Annotated in this window: 16 protein-coding genes; 7 read left to right on the top strand and 9 right to left on the bottom strand. The window is 54.5% G+C overall.

Annotated features, from left to right (window positions below):
* Window positions 1-159: 159 nt before the first annotated feature.
* The 9 genes from LEP6406_RS0208460 to LEP6406_RS0208420 all read right to left on the bottom strand — a co-directional run bounded on the left by LEP6406_RS0208460 (window position 160) and on the right by LEP6406_RS0208420 (window position 7,706).
* Window positions 160-1,107 carry a F0F1 ATP synthase subunit gamma gene (locus tag LEP6406_RS0208460; protein ID WP_008309369.1) on the bottom strand — a complete coding sequence of 316 codons (948 nt, stop codon included), beginning with the start codon at window positions 1,105-1,107 and terminating at the stop codon, window positions 160-162.
* A 71-nt stretch (window positions 1,108-1,178) separates the two neighbouring features.
* Window positions 1,179-2,696, bottom strand: coding sequence for a F0F1 ATP synthase subunit alpha (gene atpA, locus LEP6406_RS0208455; protein WP_008309367.1), 1,518 nt, complete (start codon window positions 2,694-2,696; stop codon window positions 1,179-1,181).
* A gap of 122 nt (window positions 2,697-2,818) precedes the next feature.
* A complete protein-coding gene (gene atpH, locus LEP6406_RS0208450; protein WP_008309364.1) occupies window positions 2,819-3,376 on the bottom strand; it encodes an ATP synthase F1 subunit delta in 558 nt (185 codons plus the stop codon).
* A 2-nt stretch (window positions 3,377-3,378) separates the two neighbouring features.
* Complete coding sequence (locus tag LEP6406_RS0208445; RefSeq protein ID WP_008309363.1) at window positions 3,379-3,897, bottom strand: F0F1 ATP synthase subunit B; 519 nt, start codon at window positions 3,895-3,897, stop codon at window positions 3,379-3,381.
* A gap of 83 nt (window positions 3,898-3,980) precedes the next feature.
* Window positions 3,981-4,445: a F0F1 ATP synthase subunit B' gene (locus tag LEP6406_RS0208440; protein WP_008309361.1), complete on the bottom strand. Its 465-nt coding sequence runs from the start codon at window positions 4,443-4,445 to the stop codon at window positions 3,981-3,983.
* A 178-nt stretch (window positions 4,446-4,623) separates the two neighbouring features.
* Window positions 4,624-4,869: an ATP synthase F0 subunit C gene (gene atpE, locus LEP6406_RS0208435; protein ID WP_008309358.1), complete on the bottom strand. Its 246-nt coding sequence runs from the start codon at window positions 4,867-4,869 to the stop codon at window positions 4,624-4,626.
* Between the two features lie 165 nt (window positions 4,870-5,034).
* Complete coding sequence (gene atpB / locus LEP6406_RS0208430; protein ID WP_008309356.1) at window positions 5,035-5,784, bottom strand: F0F1 ATP synthase subunit A; 750 nt, start codon at window positions 5,782-5,784, stop codon at window positions 5,035-5,037.
* A 68-nt stretch (window positions 5,785-5,852) separates the two neighbouring features.
* On the bottom strand, window positions 5,853-6,203 hold the full coding sequence (locus LEP6406_RS35200) for an ATP synthase subunit I (RefSeq protein ID WP_008309353.1): 351 nt from the start codon (window positions 6,201-6,203) through the stop codon (window positions 5,853-5,855).
* 285 nt (window positions 6,204-6,488) lie between these two features.
* On the bottom strand, window positions 6,489-7,706 hold the full coding sequence (locus LEP6406_RS0208420; RefSeq protein ID WP_008309351.1) for a class I SAM-dependent methyltransferase: 1,218 nt from the start codon (window positions 7,704-7,706) through the stop codon (window positions 6,489-6,491).
* Window positions 7,707-8,132: 426 nt separating this feature from the next.
* Between LEP6406_RS0208420 and LEP6406_RS27135 the strand changes: the two genes are divergently transcribed.
* The 7 genes from LEP6406_RS27135 to LEP6406_RS0208385 all read left to right on the top strand — a co-directional run bounded on the left by LEP6406_RS27135 (window position 8,133) and on the right by LEP6406_RS0208385 (window position 17,031).
* Window positions 8,133-10,883 carry a phycobilisome rod-core linker polypeptide gene (locus tag LEP6406_RS27135; RefSeq protein WP_008309349.1) on the top strand — a complete coding sequence of 917 codons (2,751 nt, stop codon included), beginning with the start codon at window positions 8,133-8,135 and terminating at the stop codon, window positions 10,881-10,883.
* Window positions 10,884-11,585: 702 nt separating this feature from the next.
* Window positions 11,586-12,071: an allophycocyanin subunit alpha gene (gene apcA, locus LEP6406_RS0208410; protein WP_008309347.1), complete on the top strand. Its 486-nt coding sequence runs from the start codon at window positions 11,586-11,588 to the stop codon at window positions 12,069-12,071.
* 55 nt (window positions 12,072-12,126) lie between these two features.
* Window positions 12,127-12,612: an allophycocyanin subunit beta gene (gene apcB, locus LEP6406_RS0208405; protein WP_008309345.1), complete on the top strand. Its 486-nt coding sequence runs from the start codon at window positions 12,127-12,129 to the stop codon at window positions 12,610-12,612.
* Window positions 12,613-12,864: 252 nt separating this feature from the next.
* Window positions 12,865-13,068 carry a phycobilisome linker polypeptide gene (locus LEP6406_RS0208400; protein WP_008309343.1) on the top strand — a complete coding sequence of 68 codons (204 nt, stop codon included), beginning with the start codon at window positions 12,865-12,867 and terminating at the stop codon, window positions 13,066-13,068.
* Between the two features lie 397 nt (window positions 13,069-13,465).
* Window positions 13,466-14,671, top strand: coding sequence for an FtsW/RodA/SpoVE family cell cycle protein (locus tag LEP6406_RS0208395; protein ID WP_008311875.1), 1,206 nt, complete (start codon window positions 13,466-13,468; stop codon window positions 14,669-14,671).
* Between the two features lie 180 nt (window positions 14,672-14,851).
* On the top strand, window positions 14,852-15,631 hold the full coding sequence (locus LEP6406_RS0208390; protein ID WP_317133828.1) for a cytochrome c biogenesis protein CcdA: 780 nt from the start codon (window positions 14,852-14,854) through the stop codon (window positions 15,629-15,631).
* 50 nt (window positions 15,632-15,681) lie between these two features.
* Window positions 15,682-17,031: a cytochrome c biogenesis protein gene (locus LEP6406_RS0208385; RefSeq protein ID WP_008311870.1), complete on the top strand. Its 1,350-nt coding sequence runs from the start codon at window positions 15,682-15,684 to the stop codon at window positions 17,029-17,031.
* Window positions 17,032-17,092 lie beyond the last annotated feature (61 nt).

The raw sequence follows: 17,092 nt of genomic DNA, 5'->3' as shown, positions 1-17,092 counted from the left end.
TTGCGTAGGATGTGTGTAGCCTGCGGCATGGCTGCGCTAAAGCGACAGCGTAACGCATCGACTTCAAGGGTTGTGATTCGTTACGGCTACCGCCTAACACATCCTACAAAAGCCCATCTTAATTCCCGGCGGGGTGACGGCGCTAATCCCGAACTGACATTAATTCAGGGCTTCAGCGCCGCCGACAATCTCCAGAATCTCCTGGGTAATCGCCGCCTGACGAGCCTTGTTGTAGTCCAGAGTCAGGGTCTTCACCAGTTCGCTGGCATTGTCACTGGCATTGTTCATTGCCGTCATTCGTGCCGCCAACTCACTCGCCGCCGACTCCTGGAGTGCCCGCAGCACCTGGTTATTCAAGTACAGGGGCAGCAGAGCGTCTAGAATCTGCACCGGATCCTGCTCAAAGATCATGTCTTTGGGCAGGGCTTTGTCTTCAAAGGTCACCTTTTCACGGGCTACATCAATGCGCCCCGCCCGAGTAATGAGCCGGAAGATCTCGTCATCGTGGGCCTCAAAACCCTGGGGATCTAAGGGGAGGAGGGTTTGAACGACGGGACGGGAGCTGACCAAGGAAACGAACTTGGTGTATACCAATTCCACTCGATCCACTGTTCCAGAGAGGAATAGGGAGAGAAGTTGATCGGAAATCCGGGAAGACTCCTCAGCGGTGGGAATCTGCTCCAGCTCTGTAAACTTATTTGCCACAGGCAGATCACGACGCTTGAAATACTGCACCGCCTTACGGCCCACCAGCACATTGGTATGGCCAATGCCCGCTTCAGTCAGTTCCTTTGCCCGCAGCTCAGCCCGCCGAATGACGTTGCCGTTGTAGCCCCCGCAGAGACCGCGATCGCCAGAAATGACCAACAGACCCACGGTTTTAACGTCACGCTTTTGTAGCAGTGGCAGATCCACATCTTCAAAGCGTAGCCGTGCCTGGAGACCGTGGAGTACCTGGGCCAGCCGATCCGCAAAGGGACGAGTGGCCAAGACCTGCTCCTGAGCCCGACGCACCTTGGCGGCGGCCACTAGGCGCATGGCCTCAGTAATCTTGCGCGTGTTCTTAACCGATTTGATGCGATCGCGAATCGCTTTAAGGTTAGCCATGGTAAATTCCTTGCCTAGTCATCGTGGGGCAGAGCGGCTTGGCCTCGCTCCACCCCAGCTTTGGTTTATCCCTACGCCGCCGCCAGGAAAGCCTGCTTGCTTTCCGCAATACCCTGCTTCAGCAGGTCCACCAGTTCATCGGTGAGTTTCTTCTGGGTTCTGACAATCTCACCATAGCGAGGCTTGGTGGTTCGCAGATAGTCCCGCAGTTGCTTGGAATATTCCACAACCTGCTCAATGGGGATGTCATCCATATAGCCGTTGGTGCCTGCATAGATGATGGCCACCTGGTCTTCTACCGGGAGGGGCGAATACTGGGGCTGCTTCAGCAGTTCCCGCAGACGCACCCCCCGAGCCAACTGCTGCTGGGTCGCCTGATCCAAGTCAGAGGCAAACTGGGCAAAGGCTTGCAATTCATCGAACTGAGCCAGTTCCAGCTTCAACTTACCCGCCACCTTCTTCATGGCCCCAATCTGAGCCGCGCCGCCTACACGGGACACTGAGATACCGGCGTTAATCGCAGGTCGCAGGCCAGAGTTAAACAGGTCAGAGGACAGGAAGATCTGGCCGTCGGTAATAGAAATTACGTTGGTGGGAATGTAGGCAGACACGTCCCCAGCCTGGGTTTCAATGATGGGGAGCGCCGTCATGCTGCCCTCACCCATCGCTGGGCTCAACTTCGCTGCCCGCTCCAGCAAGCGGGAGTGGAGATAGAATACGTCGCCAGGGTAGGCTTCCCGACCGGGGGGACGACGCAGCAGCAAGGACATCTGACGATAGGCTTGGGCCTGCTTAGACAAGTCATCGTAGATGACCAGGGTGTGCTTGCCCTTGTACATGAAGTACTCCGCCAGGGCTGCCCCGGTGTAGGGCGCTAGGTACTGCAACGGGGCCGGGTCGTTGGCGCTAGAGGAGACCACGATGGTATAGGAAAGGGCTCCCCGCTCCTCTAATACATTCACAATCTGGGCGACAGAGGAGGCTTTTTGACCAATGGCCACGTAGACGCAAATCACATCCTCGGACTTCTGGTTCAGGATGGTGTCAATTGCGATCGCGGTTTTGCCAGTTTGACGGTCCCCAATGATCAACTCCCGCTGACCCCGACCCACCGGAATCATGGCATCAATAGCCGTAATCCCCGTTTGCATCGGCTCATACACCGACTTCCGCTGAATGATACCGGGAGCCCCCGAATCAATCAGACGGGTTTCCGTCGTCGCCACATCACCCTTACCGTCAATAGGGCGAGCCAAAGCATCTACCACCCGGCCCAGCATTGCATCGCCCACGGGGACAGAGGCAATCTTGCCCGTCGCCGTCACGGGACTGCCCTCCTGAACCTGGCGGCCATCCCCCAGCAACACTGCGCCGACATTATCTTCTTCCAGGTTCAGCGCAATGCCGACCGTGCCATCTTCAAACTCCAGCAATTCCCCCGCCATAACCTTCTCTAGGCCATAGATACGGGCGATACCATCACCGATCTGGAGCACTGTGCCCACGTTGGACACCTGAACCGACTGGTCATACTGCTCAATCTGCTGGCGAATGATGCTGCTAATTTCGTCAGGTCTGATGCTTACCATGGGACTTGCTTTACTGAACCTATAGTGAACGACAAAAAAAAGAAATCAAAAAAATCGACAGGCTAGAACACGACGAACCCATAGACCAATTCTGGGGTGATGGAAATATTCCCCCAATTGCCCTAGGATGCCGCGCTCAACTGAATGCCCAAACGCCGGAGCTGACCCCGTAAGCTGGCATCCACAATCTGAGATCCCACCTTAATGACCACACCCCCCAACAGATCAGGATCAATAGTAATGCTCAGATCCACCTGTCGAGCCCCCGTCATCGAAAGCACCCGTTCCCGAAGCGCCGACTGCTGTTCATCAGTCAGGTCAACCGCCGCTATCACTTCAGCCAAAACCGTCTGATTTAGCTCCCGCAATAGCGTCTGGTACTGGCTCAAGACCCCCTCGACAAAGACCACCCGCCCCTTATCCACCAGCAGTTTCAAAAAGCTGACAAATAGAGGATGAAAGCGATCCGCCCCCACCTGGGTCAAAACCCCTTTCTTGGTGTCATTAGCCATGAGGGGACTGAGCAGGAATTGCCGAAGATCCTCAGAAGTACTCAAGATCTCCGTCAAAGCAGAAGCATCTTCCCCAAATCGATCGGCTAGCCCTTGATCCTTTGCCAGCCCCATAAGTGCTTGGGCATAGGGACTCGCGACCTCCGCAGTGATGGCGGCTGAACTCACAACTAACCTCCCAACATGGCAATACTCTGGTCAATTAAACGGTGCTGAATATCTTGGTTAAGACGACCAGGCAATTGCTCCTTAGCCCGAGCAATTGCCATTTCAGTCACCTGCTGCCGCAGCTCTCGCAACACCCGTTCCTGTTGGGATGACAAGTCCTGGGCCGCCGAAGCCTGCAAACGCTCCACATCTACCTTGGCTTGCGCCAACAAGGCTTCCCGAGCCTTAGCCGCGTTTTCCTGCGCCTCTGCCAAAATCTGTTCCGCCTTAGCCTTAGCTTGGGCCAGATTTTGCTGCTGTTCCGCTAACGCAGAAGACGCCTTCTTTTTCCGAGCCTCAGCGTCTTGAATGGCTTCTTCAATCCGTACTCGACGGCTGGTCAAGGTACTTCCCAAAAACTTTTTGCCGAAGTAGATCAAAACGCCGATGACAATGACCAGATTGATCAGATTGGTCTCCAAAATGTCAGAGTTGAGACCAAACCCTCCCTCTTCCGTTGCCAACAGCCAAAGCATGGTCATTAGAATCCCTCTTAAAACGTAAACAGGTGCGCTTAGCGTCCAACGACAGGACTAGAAAGATAGAAGCTACTAGACGGAACCCACTAGGCAGCGGTCGCCAGCAGCTTGTCTAGCAGTTGCTGACTCAGACCGTCAACCTGCTGCCCTAGCGTCTGCAAAGCAGACGCCTTTTGGGCATCCAGTTCCTGCTGAGCCTGCTCGCGCTGAACCTGAGCCTCCTGCTGAGCTACCGCCAACTGTTCAGCGGCGATCTTCTGAGCTTCAGCTTGTGCTGCCGCTACAACGGCTTGAGCTTGACGGCGGGTTTCCGCCAGATCTTGCTCGTATTGCTTAGCAACCTTCTCAGCTTGGGCCAATCTTTCCTTGGCATCAGTCAAGTTCGAGCGAACATAATCGTTGCGCCCATCAATCGCATTTCCCAAAGGCTTATATAGAATGGCGTTGAGGACAACGGCCAAGACTATAAATTGAATAGCCATCAGTGGCAGGGTCGCGTCTAGGTCAAAGAGACCTCCCGCTTCCTCGGCCAATATCAAAGTCCAGTTCATCACATTCAAGATCCCTAACAGGTCTGGGGATTTTCAAGTCTTCAAAATGGATTACGCATGAAGTCCATCCCCACTAAGGGCAAAGACCTAATTGCGAATCATGCAACTCAATCGCTTAAGCCCGCCACAAAGCCTCCGTTGGGAGTTAACAACCCAGCAGAGGCTTCGTTAACAATCCCTAGCTGAAGGGGTTAGCAAACAGGAGCACCAAGGCAACCACTAGACCATAGATGGTCAGCGCTTCCATGAATGCAAGGGACAGCAGCAGGGTGCCCCGAATCTTGCCCTCTGCTTCGGGTTGACGAGCAATCCCTTCTACCGCTTGGCCAGCAGCATTACCTTGACCGATGCCGGGACCGATAGCGGCCAGACCCACTGCCAAGGCAGCAGCAAGAACGGAAGCACTAGCAACAATTGGATCCATGGGTTCTTATACCTCAAAAGTAAGATTTGACAACTGCATCTGGGGTTGAGACAACCCGTGGGAGACACCTCCCGCAAAGGCGGGTCGTCTAGACCACCGTTGACCAAGCGGCACAAGGCCCATCAGCCAACAACCTTTCAACTGAATAATGGTCACAGACAACCATTACCCATGCTCTTCTGCTCCATGGCCTTCCATCGCTTCCCCAATATAGGCCGCAGCGAGGGTAGCAAAGATGAGGGCCTGGATGGCGCTCGTAAAGAGTCCCAAAATCATGACCGGGAGAGGGACAAACAACGGCACCAGCAAAACTAAAACAGCGACCACCAACTCATCTGCCAAGATATTGCCGAAAAGACGGAAACTCAGGGAGAGGGGCTTGGTGAAGTCTTCCAATATATTGATAGGCAACAGAATGGGAGTCGGCTCGATGTACTTGAGGAAATACCCCAATCCCCGCTTACTGAAGCCTGCGTAGAAGTAAGCCAGCGAGGTCAACAGGGCCAAGGCCACAGTGGTGTTGATATCGTTGGTGGGGGCAGCGAGTTCCCCCGAAGGCAGGTGAAGCAGTTTCCACGGGACCAGTGCTCCGGCCCAGTTGGATACAAAGATGAAGAGAAATAGCGTCCCCACAAAGGGCACCCAGGGACGATACTCCTTCTCGCCAATTTGATTCTTAGCCAAGTCGCGGATGAATTCCAGGGCGTATTCCATCAGGTTTTGCAACCCAGCGGGAATGCGCTCCACTTTGCGCGTCGCCAAGACAGAAATCAGCACGAGGGCTCCAATCACGATCCAGGAGGTCAGGAAAACCTGTCCATGGACCTTGAGGCCGCCCAATTCCCAGTAAAAGTGCTTACCAACTTCTAACTCGGCAAGCAGGGGGACAAATGAGTTCGGAACCAGGTTCAGCATTTCTAGGGAGTCTTAAGGTTTACAGAAGAGCCCGCCAAAAAAACAGTGCTAGACTTTCAGAACCCAACTTAGGATTCGGTTGGGATGACGGTCCAAAGCATATATGCGATAATCGCTGCTTTGTAGGTCAGGAAGCCTAGAAACACGGGGAGCAGCTCTAGCTGATTCCACTGGCTTGCCACTAAAAGAAGCAGAGCAACAAGGGCCAATCGGCCACTTGATAACTCCTTTGATTGCCTCCCCAGTCGGGCCACGCTCCTCGACAACATCCTCAAGTAAATCACACCTGTGCACGCGCCGATTAAATAGTTAAGGGCGATGGACAGGGAGTAAACAAAGTAGACACTGACGAAGATAACAGCGGAAAACGTAAGGGTAATAACCAACAGAGTTTGCTGAAGGCGATAATATTCGCCCATCGCAGAATCTGAGGGTGATGGCAATGCTGAAGTAGCGTCTACTTCCGCCGTTGGTGTATTTGGTGAACTTTCCACGCCTGACCGTTGGCTACGCACTGACAACCCTGAACTAGGCTATGGATGCACCATCGCCTAAGCCATGGCAGATCATATCACGGTAACAAACGGTAATTATTGGGGTGTCTCGCGATTCCCAAAGGATTTCAGCGAGGGGCGAGGCATGGTGGGCACAACGCCTCCAATTCATCCGGACCCTGATGGCCACCATGCCTCCCCCGCTGATCCCTAAGCAGTGGGCGCTGTCAATACAATCAGTTGTCGCTGCTGAAGCGATCGCACTTCCCCTAGATCTAACTCGGTGGCAGCCACGAGTTCTGCCACCGTGGGGGCAGACTCCGCCTGATCGCAGTAGGTGAGCGACTGAAACTCCGCCGCCGTCAGATCCACCATTTGATAGTCGTAGTCAAAGATCGACTGACTGGGCCACCCTTGCATACAAGGATGCCGCTGGACACGAGCCTGTCGAAGCTGACCATCATCGGACCAGTCCAGGCGATCCAGGGGCGGTTTGGCCAGGAAAAATTCGTAGTGGGTAATCTCCGGATCCAGCAGTTCCACCAGTCGGTAGCGCTGGTGTTGGGAGAGGACCGCAGATCGGGCCATCAGGTCCGGTTGGCTGCCAATCAACCGGGATAGATCCCAATAGCGGGGGTTGGAAAATCCCAGAAACATGAGGCCAGAGGCATCAATTAACTCAAACAACGTATTCACGGTGTAGTCAACTTCCTGGGGATGGACATACATATCGGCAAAGTTGGCATCCCGATGGTTCTCCAGGGACCAACGCTCCTCTTCCCGGCGGCGCAGCCGGTTGGTTTCCGGTAGATGGGCGAAGATCTGCCGACCTACCTGTACCCCGTCGGTGTAGTCCCCTCGCCGTTCTCCCTGCAACAGGCCAATGGCCTCCTGCATTAAGCTGATTTCCCAGCGTCCCAGGGCGGCATAGACAAAGATATGCAGCAATCCTCCAGGGGCCAGTTTGGTGGCCAGCGCCTGAATTCCGGCCTGGGGATCGGGCATGTGGTGTAGAACGCCGACACAGTTAATCCAGTCAAAGGTGCCTTCCAGTTGCCCTACGTCGTAGATGCTCAGGGTCTGAAACCGGACGTTCTGGGCACCGGATCGCTGACAGCGATTGCGGGCAGTTTCTAACGCACGATCGCTGAGATCAATTCCCGTAATCTTGGCTTGGGGATTGAGGTGAGCGATATATTCCGTTCCCACCCCCGTGCCACAGCCTGCATCCAGAACTCGAATGGCTTGTCGATCCGGCGATCGTCCGGTGCAAAAGGCATGGGCTGCCGTCCAATGCCAACGCCAGTTATATCCCGGTGGAGGTTCATCCAGCAGCGGTTCCGGCGGAAAAGGATAGGTGTTATAGAGCTGGGCAACAGCAGCGGTAACAGACTGGCGAGACAACGGAGATGAAGAAGAGGAAGCCATAAGCAAGCAGGTCGGCAGCAAGAAATTTAAGTTATGGAAGGTCGCAAAACTAGGGCCTCAAATCCCTAGACCCACAAAGAACCACTAGAGAATACAAATCCACAGAATCATGCCCCCTCAGTCCTTTGTTACAGAAGTTTATGGTCATCTCATATAAACCCCAGAACCCGGTAGGATGGCTCTGGGAATCGGCTAGGGGATGTTACACAGTTTTTAACAAAGCTTCGTCCGTTTCCGAAATCGTTTTAATCTGAGACCTAGGCTATTGAATTCCTAACTCAGGATTCATTAGCCCGTCGCCCGATTGGTACAGGGAGAAGTCCGACGTTGTTTCGTCTGCGTTCTGTCTGCTCAGTGTAAATCCGTCGAAGCGTCTGGTCCGGTGCCACGTTTTGAAAAAGATGATAGGGAGCTGTAGAAAAAGGAATGAGTCTAAAAGCTAGTGGTGGAAGCAGCGCGGTGCGGCCCCAGCTCTATCAAACTTTGCCGGTCGCCACAATTTCCCAAGCCGATCAGCAAGATCGCTATATCGATAGAGGGGAACTGGACGAACTGGCCCGTTTCTTTAGTTCTGGCTCGAAGCGTCTTGCGATCGCAGAGGCGCTCACTCGGTACTCCGAGCTAATCGTGTCCCAAGCGGCCAACCGAATTTTTACCGGGGGCTCCCCCCTGGCGTATCTAGAGCAGCCCGAAACCGACACCAATGTAGTAGAAATGACCCGAGGCGGGGCCATCCTGGACGATCAGGAAGCCAGCAAATTGGGAACTGCCACCTATATTGCCAGTGGAGGTGGCTTCTTTGAAGGGATTCGCTCTATTTTCAGTGCCACGAGTTCCGGCCCAATCCCCTCTGGATTTCGTCCCATTAACGTGGCTCGCTACGGCCCCAGCAATATGCAAAAGTCCCTTCGGGATTTGAGCTGGTTCCTGCGGTATGTCACCTATGCCATCGTTGCGGGTGACCCCAACATCATCGCCGTCAATGTACGGGGTTTGCGGGAAATCATTGAGAACGCCTGCTCAGGAGCCGCAACCATCGTCGCCATCCAGGCCATGGCCCAAGCTGCCCAGCGCTACTTCCAGGATGACAAAGAGGCCCAGGACATTGTCGCCCAGTACTTTGCCGTCCTGCTCTCAGAGTTTAAAGCGGCGACCCCCTCCGACAAACTGCGTCAGCGCCCCTCCGGTGATCTCCAGGGGCTGCAACTACCCCAGATTTACGCCAATGCTTCCGAACGGCGACCCAAGTACGCCATGAAGCCCGGTCTCTCTTCTACGGAGAAGACTGAGGCAGTCAAAGCCGCCTATCGCCAAGTCTTTGAGCGGGATATTATCCGCGCCTACTCCCTGGGCGTCTCGGACCTAGAGTCCAAAGTCAAAAATGGCGAGATCTCCATGAAGGAGTTCATCCGCCGTTTAGCCAAGTCGCCCCTGTATCGGAAAAACTTCTTCGAGCCCTACATCAACAGTCGGGCCTTGGAACTGGCGTTTCGCCATATTCTGGGGCGAGCTCCCAGCTCACGGGAAGAGGTACAGAAATATTTTGCCATCGTTTCCAGTGGCGGTCTCAGCGCTTTGGTTGATGCCCTGGTGGACTCGAAGGAATATGCCGATTACTTTGGGGAAGAAACCGTTCCCTACCTGCGGGGGCTAGGTCAAGAGGCTCAGGAATGTCGCAACTGGGGTCCACAATTTGACCTGTTTAACTACAGCGCCCCCTTCCGCAAGATTCCTCAGTTCATCACCCTGTTCGCCGCCTACGAACAGCCCCTCCCCGATCAGCATCCCTACGGATCCGGCAACGATCCCCTGGAGATTCAGTTCGGGGCCATCTTTCCCAAGGAAACCCGGAATCCCAGCAGTAGCCCTGCCTTCTTTAACAAAGATACCCGCCGGATTTTGATCCGCCGAGGGGCAGGTATCGAGAACCAACTCAGCAACCCTGGGGCTAGGGGTAAAAACCCAGGCTCCCTTGGACCTAAGGTGTTCAAGCTGGATCAAATCCCTGCGACGGGCAATACCCAAGCCAGCATCCGTTACTCCGAAACCTCTACCCAAGTGGTCATCAACGCCGCTTACCGCCAGGTTTTTGGTCGCTCCCTGTATGATGGACAGCGCCTCAAAGTTGCGGAAATCAAGTTAGAAAATGGCGATATTACGGTGCGAGAGTTCATTCGCACCCTCGCCAAGTCCGAAGTCTTCCTCAAGACCTACTGGTCTTCCCTCTATGTGATGAAGGCGGTCGAGTATATCCACCGTCGTCTCCTGGGACGTCCGACCTACGGTCGCCAAGAGACCAACCGGTACTTTGACATTGCGGCTAAGCAAGGCTTCTATGCCCTCATTGATGCCATACTCGGCAGTCCAGAGTACGACGAAGCCTTTGGCGAGGACACTGTTCCCTACGAGCGGTATCTGACCCCCGCAGGTTTGTCCCTGCGGAGTATGCGGGTCGGCACCCTGGCAGAGAAGGGAATGCGGCCTGCCTTGCCAGAAACAACTCCCCGATTTGTGGAACTGGGGACGGTGGCCGATACTCGGGCTGCGGTGGAAGTCCAAGTACGTATCAGCCAGGGCGTGAACCGCCAGCGGGAACAAACCAAGATCTTCAAGCTCACCAGCTTGGCAGACAAGCCCGCCCTAAAACTGGCAGCCCAGGCGGCTTATCGCCAGATCTTTGAGCGGGATGTCGCCCCCTATGTGGTGCGCGATGAGTTTACAGCCCTAGAGAGCAAGCTAGGTAATGGGGAAATTACCCTGAAAGAGTTTATTGAGGCTCTTGGATCCTCCCAGCTCTATCTCAAGGAGTTCTACGCTCCCTACCCGAACACTAAGGTGATCGAGCTAGGGACGAAGCACTTCCTTGGGCGGGCTCCGCTAGACCAGGCGGAAATTCGCAAGTACAACCAAATCCTAGCCACTCAGGGGCTGCGAGGCTTCATTCGGGCCATGGTCAATAGTCCCGAATATACGGAGTACTTTGGAGAGGATACGGTGCCCTATCGTCGCTATCCCACCCTACCTGCGGCTAACTTCCCCAATACGGAACGGCTCTACGACCAGCTCACCAAGCAGAACAAGGACTTGGTGGTGCCTAGCTTTGAGCCGGTGTCGTCTACGGTGGATGGAGCGCAACTACCCCTAATGGCGGGAGCCGTGGCTGACGCCAAGGTCTAATCAGTACGCTATTCGAAAAGCAAGTCCCTGTAGGGGCGCAGCGCGCCCTTACAGGGACTTGCTCGATCAAATGCAAATGATGAGGCTCCGCCAGCACTAAGCAATACACCAATAATTAGGCGGCAACCGACATTCTATTTTCTTGCGAGTCCCTGAGGACGAGACCGTGAGCCAATTTGCTGTGTCACTAAGCATCAGCAAGGTACCTGGTGTTTCAAGCAAATTGACCCAAGCTATTTGACCCAAGCTATAAGGTAGTTCTCTAGGCGGGAGATTCTGAGCCTGGGTTCTTTTGCTGAGAAAAGTGACGTTTTCCTCAGACTTTAGACAGGGAAAAATCTGCCCCTAGCTTGCCAGAGCATTAAAACGACCAACTGGCAAGCCTTAGGAAACCTGAGGATAGTATTACAAAATATTGCATTGCCCCTAAGAAGGTTAGTGCGATGCCGGAAAATGTTCCCGGAAGGTGGATGCGTTTAGGGCCTTTGGGGAGCAGTGCCGTTAGGTTCTGGACCGCTCGATCTGAGGAGCGTCTTTACCCAATTGTGAAGTAGTTTTGGGTTGGTCATCTGACCTGAGGCTAGTCTTTGCAAGCCCAGAGACAACGCTAGTTTTCCTTTCAAGTGGTTACTGGTGAACACTTGTGATCGCTGAATGCCAGTGAATTTGGCATCTGGTTATTTTTTTTGGAGGAATCCATCAATGAGCATTGTCACGAAGTCCATCGTGAATGCCGATGCTGAGGCCCGTTACCTCAGCCCCGGTGAACTAGATCGAATCAAAGGCTTTGTCACCTCTGGTGAGCGCCGTCTGCGCATCGCCCAAGTGCTGACCGAGTCCCGTGAGCGTATCGTCAAGCAGGCCGGTGACCAGCTTTTCCAAAAGCGTCCCGACGTGGTTTCCCCCGGCGGCAATGCCTACGGTGAAGAAATGACCGCTACTTGCCTACGGGACATGGACTACTACCTGCGCCTCGTCACCTACGGTGTTGTGGCCGGTGATGTGACCCCCATCGAAGAGATTGGTCTCGTGGGTGTCAAGGAAATGTACAACTCCCTGGGAACTCCCCTGGCGGCTGTAGCTGAAGGTGTGCGCGCTATGAAAAGCGTTGCCTCTGGACTGCTCTCCGGCGAAGATGCGGCTGAAGCCTCCGCCTACTTCGACTATGTCGTGGGTGGGTTGCAGTAAGCCTGCCTCCCCATTACGTTGTCAACCCAAGTAAGGTCATTTAAGGAAATTCATCATGCAAGACGCAATTACTGCTGTCATCAACTCCTCCGATGTGCAGGGCAAGTACCTGGATGCATCATCCCTGGCAAAGCTGAAGGCTTACTTCCAGACCGGTGAGCTGCGGGTTCGTGCCGCTAGCACCATCAGTGCTAACGCCGCTGATATCGTCAAGGAAGCTGTGGCTAAGTCCTTGTTGTACTCCGACATCACCCGTCCCGGTGGCAACATGTACACCACCCGTCGCTATGCTGCCTGCATTCGTGACCTCGACTACTACCTGCGCTATGCCACCTACGCCATGCTGGCTGGGGATCCCTCCATCCTGGATGAGCGGGTGCTGAATGGTCTGAAGGAAACCTACAATTCCCTCGGCGTGCCCATCGGTGCCACCGTAAGCGCTATTCAAGCAATCAAGGAAGTCACCGCTAGCCTAGTTGGCGCTGAAGCTGGCAAGGAAGCTGGTGTCTACTTTGACTACATTTCTTCTGGCTTGAGCTAATTGCGATTAGCGGCTTTAGCCGGAATGTGCTCCCGCAACAACCACGTCTGGGGCGAGTGTTGAGATCAGGACTTTCCTCCTTGGCATTGGTTTGGGACATGGATAGGTTGCGGGAGACATTTTAAGAAAAGGAATCTCCCTAGCCACTTCAGGGCTGGAGGACATTCGGTTTGCCAGTCCCCCGTTCTAGGCTTGAGAACGTCTATTAAATGCTGGTTGAGTCAAATACTGCGTCAGGAGAAGCCAAGACCTATGCGGATGTTTAAAATTACGGCTTGTGTGCCTAGCCAAACCCGTATCCGGACCCAACGGGAGCTACAGAACACCTTTTTTACTAAGCTGGTGCCCTATGACAACTGGTTTAGTGAGCAACAGCGTATCCAGAAAATGGGCGGCAAGATTGTAAAGGTGCAGTTAGCCACGGGTCGTCCCGGAGCCAATGCCGGACTTCAGTAACTATTCCTCCCAAGTTTTTACCCATTAGGGTTGGAATTCGGCTAGGTCACAGGATTCTGTGGCCTATTTTTATGCCTTTGAGATGCTGAGTAACATATAGCGGTTCCCTAATGGATGAGGTACAGCTCAACTTGATGGCAATTCGGGGAACAAGGGGCTTAAGCCCCTTGCCTGTACTTAACCCGAGTGAGAAGCGCTATAAGTACATGGACAGAATTATTTGACTTAGGGTTTGGGGAGAACCCCCCCCACAAGGGGCAGCGGCTCCTTGTGCTCCAACTACATGCTGAATTTAACTGTGTCCACTTATTTAGCAAATTGATTCGCTGTCTTGTCCGAACCGGGCTGGTGACCGCTATACTGACCGGGTGTTGCTGCATCTGGGCGATTTAGTGTGATGCATACCCCTGTCAGCGGACCCGTTCTGAAGTATTTTTTTCCCTTGATTGACCCGGCGACGGCGACTTGGTCGGGGGAAGCACGTCTGTTGCGGTGGCTAACCTTGCTGTGGTTGGGGATTGGTTTGGTGGCGTTGTTTTCCGCCTCCTATCCCACAGCTCTGTCGGAGGGGGTTCAGGGTTGGCGTTACTTGGCGGTGCAGGGATTGTGGATTTTTTTGGGCCTCACGGTTTTTAACTGGATTGTGCAGCAGCCTTTGGAAAGACTAGTCCGTCTCTCGGGGCTGGGTTTCCTGGGGATGTTGGGGGTACTGCTGCTTACCCTCTTACCTGCGGTGGGGATTACGGTCAATGGGGCTACCCGCTGGCTGGCGGTGGGTCCGTTTTTACTCCAGCCCTCAGAGTTACTGAAGCCATTTTTGATTTTGCAGGCAGCGCGAGTTTTTGGCTTGTGGCCCCGACTGTCCTGGGCCAATCGGGGCCTGTGGTTGGGTCTGTTTGCCTTTTCGGTAGGGGTGGTTTTGCTCCAGCCCAACCTGAGTACGGCCACGATCTGTGGGTTGACTCTGTGGTTGATTGCCTGGGCCGCTGGGCTACCTCTGCGGATGTTAGGATCTACGGCCCTGGGGGGAATGGTGGTGGTGGGTCTGAGTCTGAGCGCTAATGCCTATCAGCGAGAACGGATTTCAGCCTTTCTCAATCCCTGGGCCGACCCGATGGGGAGTGGCTATCAGCTTATTCAGAGTTTGCTTGCGATCGCATCGGGTGGTCTCTGGGGATCGGGGTTTGGCTTTTCCCAGCAGAAGCTGTTTTACCTACCGATTCAGTACACGGACTTTATTTTTGCGGTGTATGCCGAGGAATTTGGGTTTGTAGGCTGCTGCCTACTGCTCCTCTTTCTGTGCAGCTATGCCACCGTGGGCATGGTGGTGGCCCAGCGGGCACGATCGCCCCTTCAGCGACTAACGGCTATTGGCACCGTGGTGCTACTGGTGGGGCAAGCTCTGTTCAATATTGCTGTGACGGTGGGGCTGGTACCCACGACAGGACTGCCCTTTCCCCTCTTTAGCTACGGTGGCAGTTCCATGGTGGCTAACCTGATGATGGCGGCGTTGCTGGTGAGGGTGGCTCGGGAGGTGAATGAGGCGGGGGTGGTGACCCTGCCGATCCCTAGGAATGGGGCGTCGCCGACCCTTCTTTCCTAGGCTGGTGTTCCGCTAGGAAAATTTTGATGGGCCGAAGACCCTCAACAGTTAACCCCAACTAAACTCCAGGATTTCGGTCACCCATCAATCATTAATTGACTGAGCACTAGGGCGCGAATAGCGGGACGCACTGGATACAATAGGGAGACTATATGGGGGACGGCCTGAATTTTCCTCTGCATGGCATTTCCCTTTCCCCTATTTCCCCTGTTTCCCATGTTTGAGGCTCTACAAATTCACTTGTACGCTGTCAGCCAATACGCCAATCAATTGGTGGCGTCGCAGCTTACAAGCCTGTCGCTCTTGAGTGTCGTAATCGTGGGGGTGGCGGGGTTGCTGACTAGTTTGACTCCCTGCATGTTGTCCATGCTGCCGATCATGGTGGGGTATATGGGGGGCTACGAGGCAGAGGATCGGGGGCAAGCGATAGCCCAATCTACCTGGTTTGCCCTGGGACTGGCTACGACTCTGGCGGCTTTGGGTCTATTGGCGGGGGCGGTTGGTCGGGTATATGGCCAGGTGGGGATGGGGTTGCCAATTCTGGTCAGTATTCTGGCAATTCTGATGGGGCTGAATCTGCTGGAGGCGCTACCTTTGGCTTTGCCCAGTGGGGGAAACTTGGATTTTTTGAACCGGGGTTTACCCCAGGCGGTAAAAAGCTATCTTTTGGGGTTGACCTTCGGGGTGGTGGCTTCGCCCTGTAGTACGCCGGTTTTGGCTACCCTGCTGGCCTGGATCTCCACGACGGGAGATCCGGTGTTGGGGGCGGGGCTGCTCTTGGCCTATACCGTGGGTTATGTTGCACCCCTGGTGCTGGCGGGAAGCTTTACTGCCACGATTAAGCGTTTGTTAGCCCTGCGCCGCTGGTCGGGGTGGATTACTCCCGCTAGTGGCATTTTGCTGGTGGGGTTTGGGGTATTCTCGCTGCTGGTGCGAGTACTTCCTGGCTCCCTGGTCTAGATTCTGGTGATTCTTGTAACAACCCTGCGTATTGGGATTCAACCTAAGCTATGCCTCTGCCTTCACTGCTTTTAGAACCAGCCTTGGGCTGGCGCTGGCTCCAGCGCTATTTCAAACGAGAACTACTGCCGGTGTTGGCGGACCTCCGTCTTGCGATCGCACTTTTACTTGCGATCGCACTTTTCAGCATCCTCGGTACGGTGATTGAGCAGGGGGAGTCCATCAACTTTTACCAAACCAACTACCCCGAAGATCCGGCCCTATTCGGATTTCTAAGTTGGCGCATTATTTTCCTGGCAGGGCTGAACGAGGTATATCGCAGTTGGTGGTTCCTAGCCCTGTTGATCCTCTTTGGCGCTAGCCTCACCGCCTGTACCTTTACCCGGCAGATCACCGCCCTGCGCTGGTTTTCCCGGCCCTGGAACTTCTACACCCAGCCCCGACAGTTCACCAAACTTGCCCTCAGTACCGAGGTGGATCAGGGCACCCTGGCCCAGATGGAGCCTGCGCTAAAGCAAAAGGGCTATCGCATCTTCACCCGCGATCAAGCCCTCTATGCCCAGAAGGGCGTGGCGGGACGGATTGGCCCCATCGTCGTCCATGCCAGTATGTTGCTGATCTTAGCGGGGGCCATTTGGGGCTCCTTAACCGGATTTTTTGCCCAGGAAATGGTCCCCAGCGGACAGGTGTTCCAGATCCGCAATATTTTTGACATCGGCCCCCTGGCGGAGGCCCAAATCCCCAAGGATTGGGCGGTACGGGTCAACCGCTTCTGGATTGACTACACACCGGAGGGCGTCATCGATCAGTTCTACTCCGACCTATCGGTTATTGACCCCACCGGACAGGAACTGAAGCGCAAAACTATCCATGTCAATGAACCCCTACGCTATCGGGGCGTCACCCTCTATCAAGCCGACTGGGGCATCGCCGGAGTGCGGGTGCGATTCAACAACAGCCCGGTGTTAGAGGTGTCCATGGGGCCACTGGAGATGGCAGGGAAGAGCCGCCTGTGGGGAACTTGGCTACCGACAAACCCAGACATGACCGATGGTGTATCCCTAGTAGCAGCGGATCTTCAGGGCACGCTGTTGGTCTATGACAATGGAGGCCAACTTGTCTCTACAGTGCGGGCGGGACGATCCACCGAGGTGAATGGCATCACCCTCTCCGTGGTAGAGGTGGTGGGTAGTACCGGACTACAAATCAAGGCCGATCCCGGCATTCCCCTGGTCTATCTGGGGTTTGGACTGCTAATGGTGGGGGTGGTAATGAGCTATATTTCCCATTCCCAAGTCTGGGCTTTGGAGATAGAAGGGCGTCTCCTAGTGGGCGGTCGTACCAATCGCGCCCAGGTAACCTTTGAGCGGGAATTATTGGCGGTTGTGGAATCCATATAGTTCCATTGCAGTTTGTTGCCTTAAATTCACAAATCAGAATTCCGGCCAATGGATTGAGATA

The organism is Leptolyngbya sp. PCC 6406 (assembly GCF_000332095.2).
Classification (GTDB): Bacteria; Cyanobacteriota; Cyanobacteriia; order Phormidesmidales; family Phormidesmidaceae; genus PCC-6406.
This window is presented reverse-complemented; position numbering and strand designations above follow the sequence as displayed.

Excerpts from the sequence above, each read along its gene's own strand:
- LEP6406_RS0208400 (WP_008309343.1), top strand. The coding sequence starts at position 12,865 with ATGCGGATGTTTAAAATTACGGCTTGTGTGCCTAGCCAAACCCGTATC.
- apcA (WP_008309347.1), top strand. The coding sequence starts at position 11,586 with ATGAGCATTGTCACGAAGTCCATCGTGAATGCCGATGCTGAGGCCCGT.
- LEP6406_RS0208385 (WP_008311870.1), top strand. The coding sequence starts at position 15,682 with ATGCCTCTGCCTTCACTGCTTTTAGAACCAGCCTTGGGCTGGCGCTGG.
- atpA (WP_008309367.1), bottom strand. The coding sequence starts at position 2,696 with ATGGTAAGCATCAGACCTGACGAAATTAGCAGCATCATTCGCCAGCAG.
- LEP6406_RS0208395 (WP_008311875.1), top strand. The coding sequence starts at position 13,466 with ATGCATACCCCTGTCAGCGGACCCGTTCTGAAGTATTTTTTTCCCTTG.
- atpB (WP_008309356.1), bottom strand. The coding sequence starts at position 5,784 with ATGCTGAACCTGGTTCCGAACTCATTTGTCCCCCTGCTTGCCGAGTTA.
- LEP6406_RS0208445 (WP_008309363.1), bottom strand. The coding sequence starts at position 3,897 with ATGACCATGCTTTGGCTGTTGGCAACGGAAGAGGGAGGGTTTGGTCTC.
- LEP6406_RS35200 (WP_008309353.1), bottom strand. The coding sequence starts at position 6,203 with ATGGGCGAATATTATCGCCTTCAGCAAACTCTGTTGGTTATTACCCTT.
- LEP6406_RS27135 (WP_008309349.1), top strand. The coding sequence starts at position 8,133 with ATGAGTCTAAAAGCTAGTGGTGGAAGCAGCGCGGTGCGGCCCCAGCTC.
- apcB (WP_008309345.1), top strand. The coding sequence starts at position 12,127 with ATGCAAGACGCAATTACTGCTGTCATCAACTCCTCCGATGTGCAGGGC.
- LEP6406_RS0208460 (WP_008309369.1), bottom strand. The coding sequence starts at position 1,107 with ATGGCTAACCTTAAAGCGATTCGCGATCGCATCAAATCGGTTAAGAAC.
- atpE (WP_008309358.1), bottom strand. The coding sequence starts at position 4,869 with ATGGATCCAATTGTTGCTAGTGCTTCCGTTCTTGCTGCTGCCTTGGCA.
- LEP6406_RS0208390 (WP_317133828.1), top strand. The coding sequence starts at position 14,852 with ATGGCATTTCCCTTTCCCCTATTTCCCCTGTTTCCCATGTTTGAGGCT.
- LEP6406_RS0208420 (WP_008309351.1), bottom strand. The coding sequence starts at position 7,706 with ATGGCTTCCTCTTCTTCATCTCCGTTGTCTCGCCAGTCTGTTACCGCT.
- LEP6406_RS0208440 (WP_008309361.1), bottom strand. The coding sequence starts at position 4,445 with ATGAACTGGACTTTGATATTGGCCGAGGAAGCGGGAGGTCTCTTTGAC.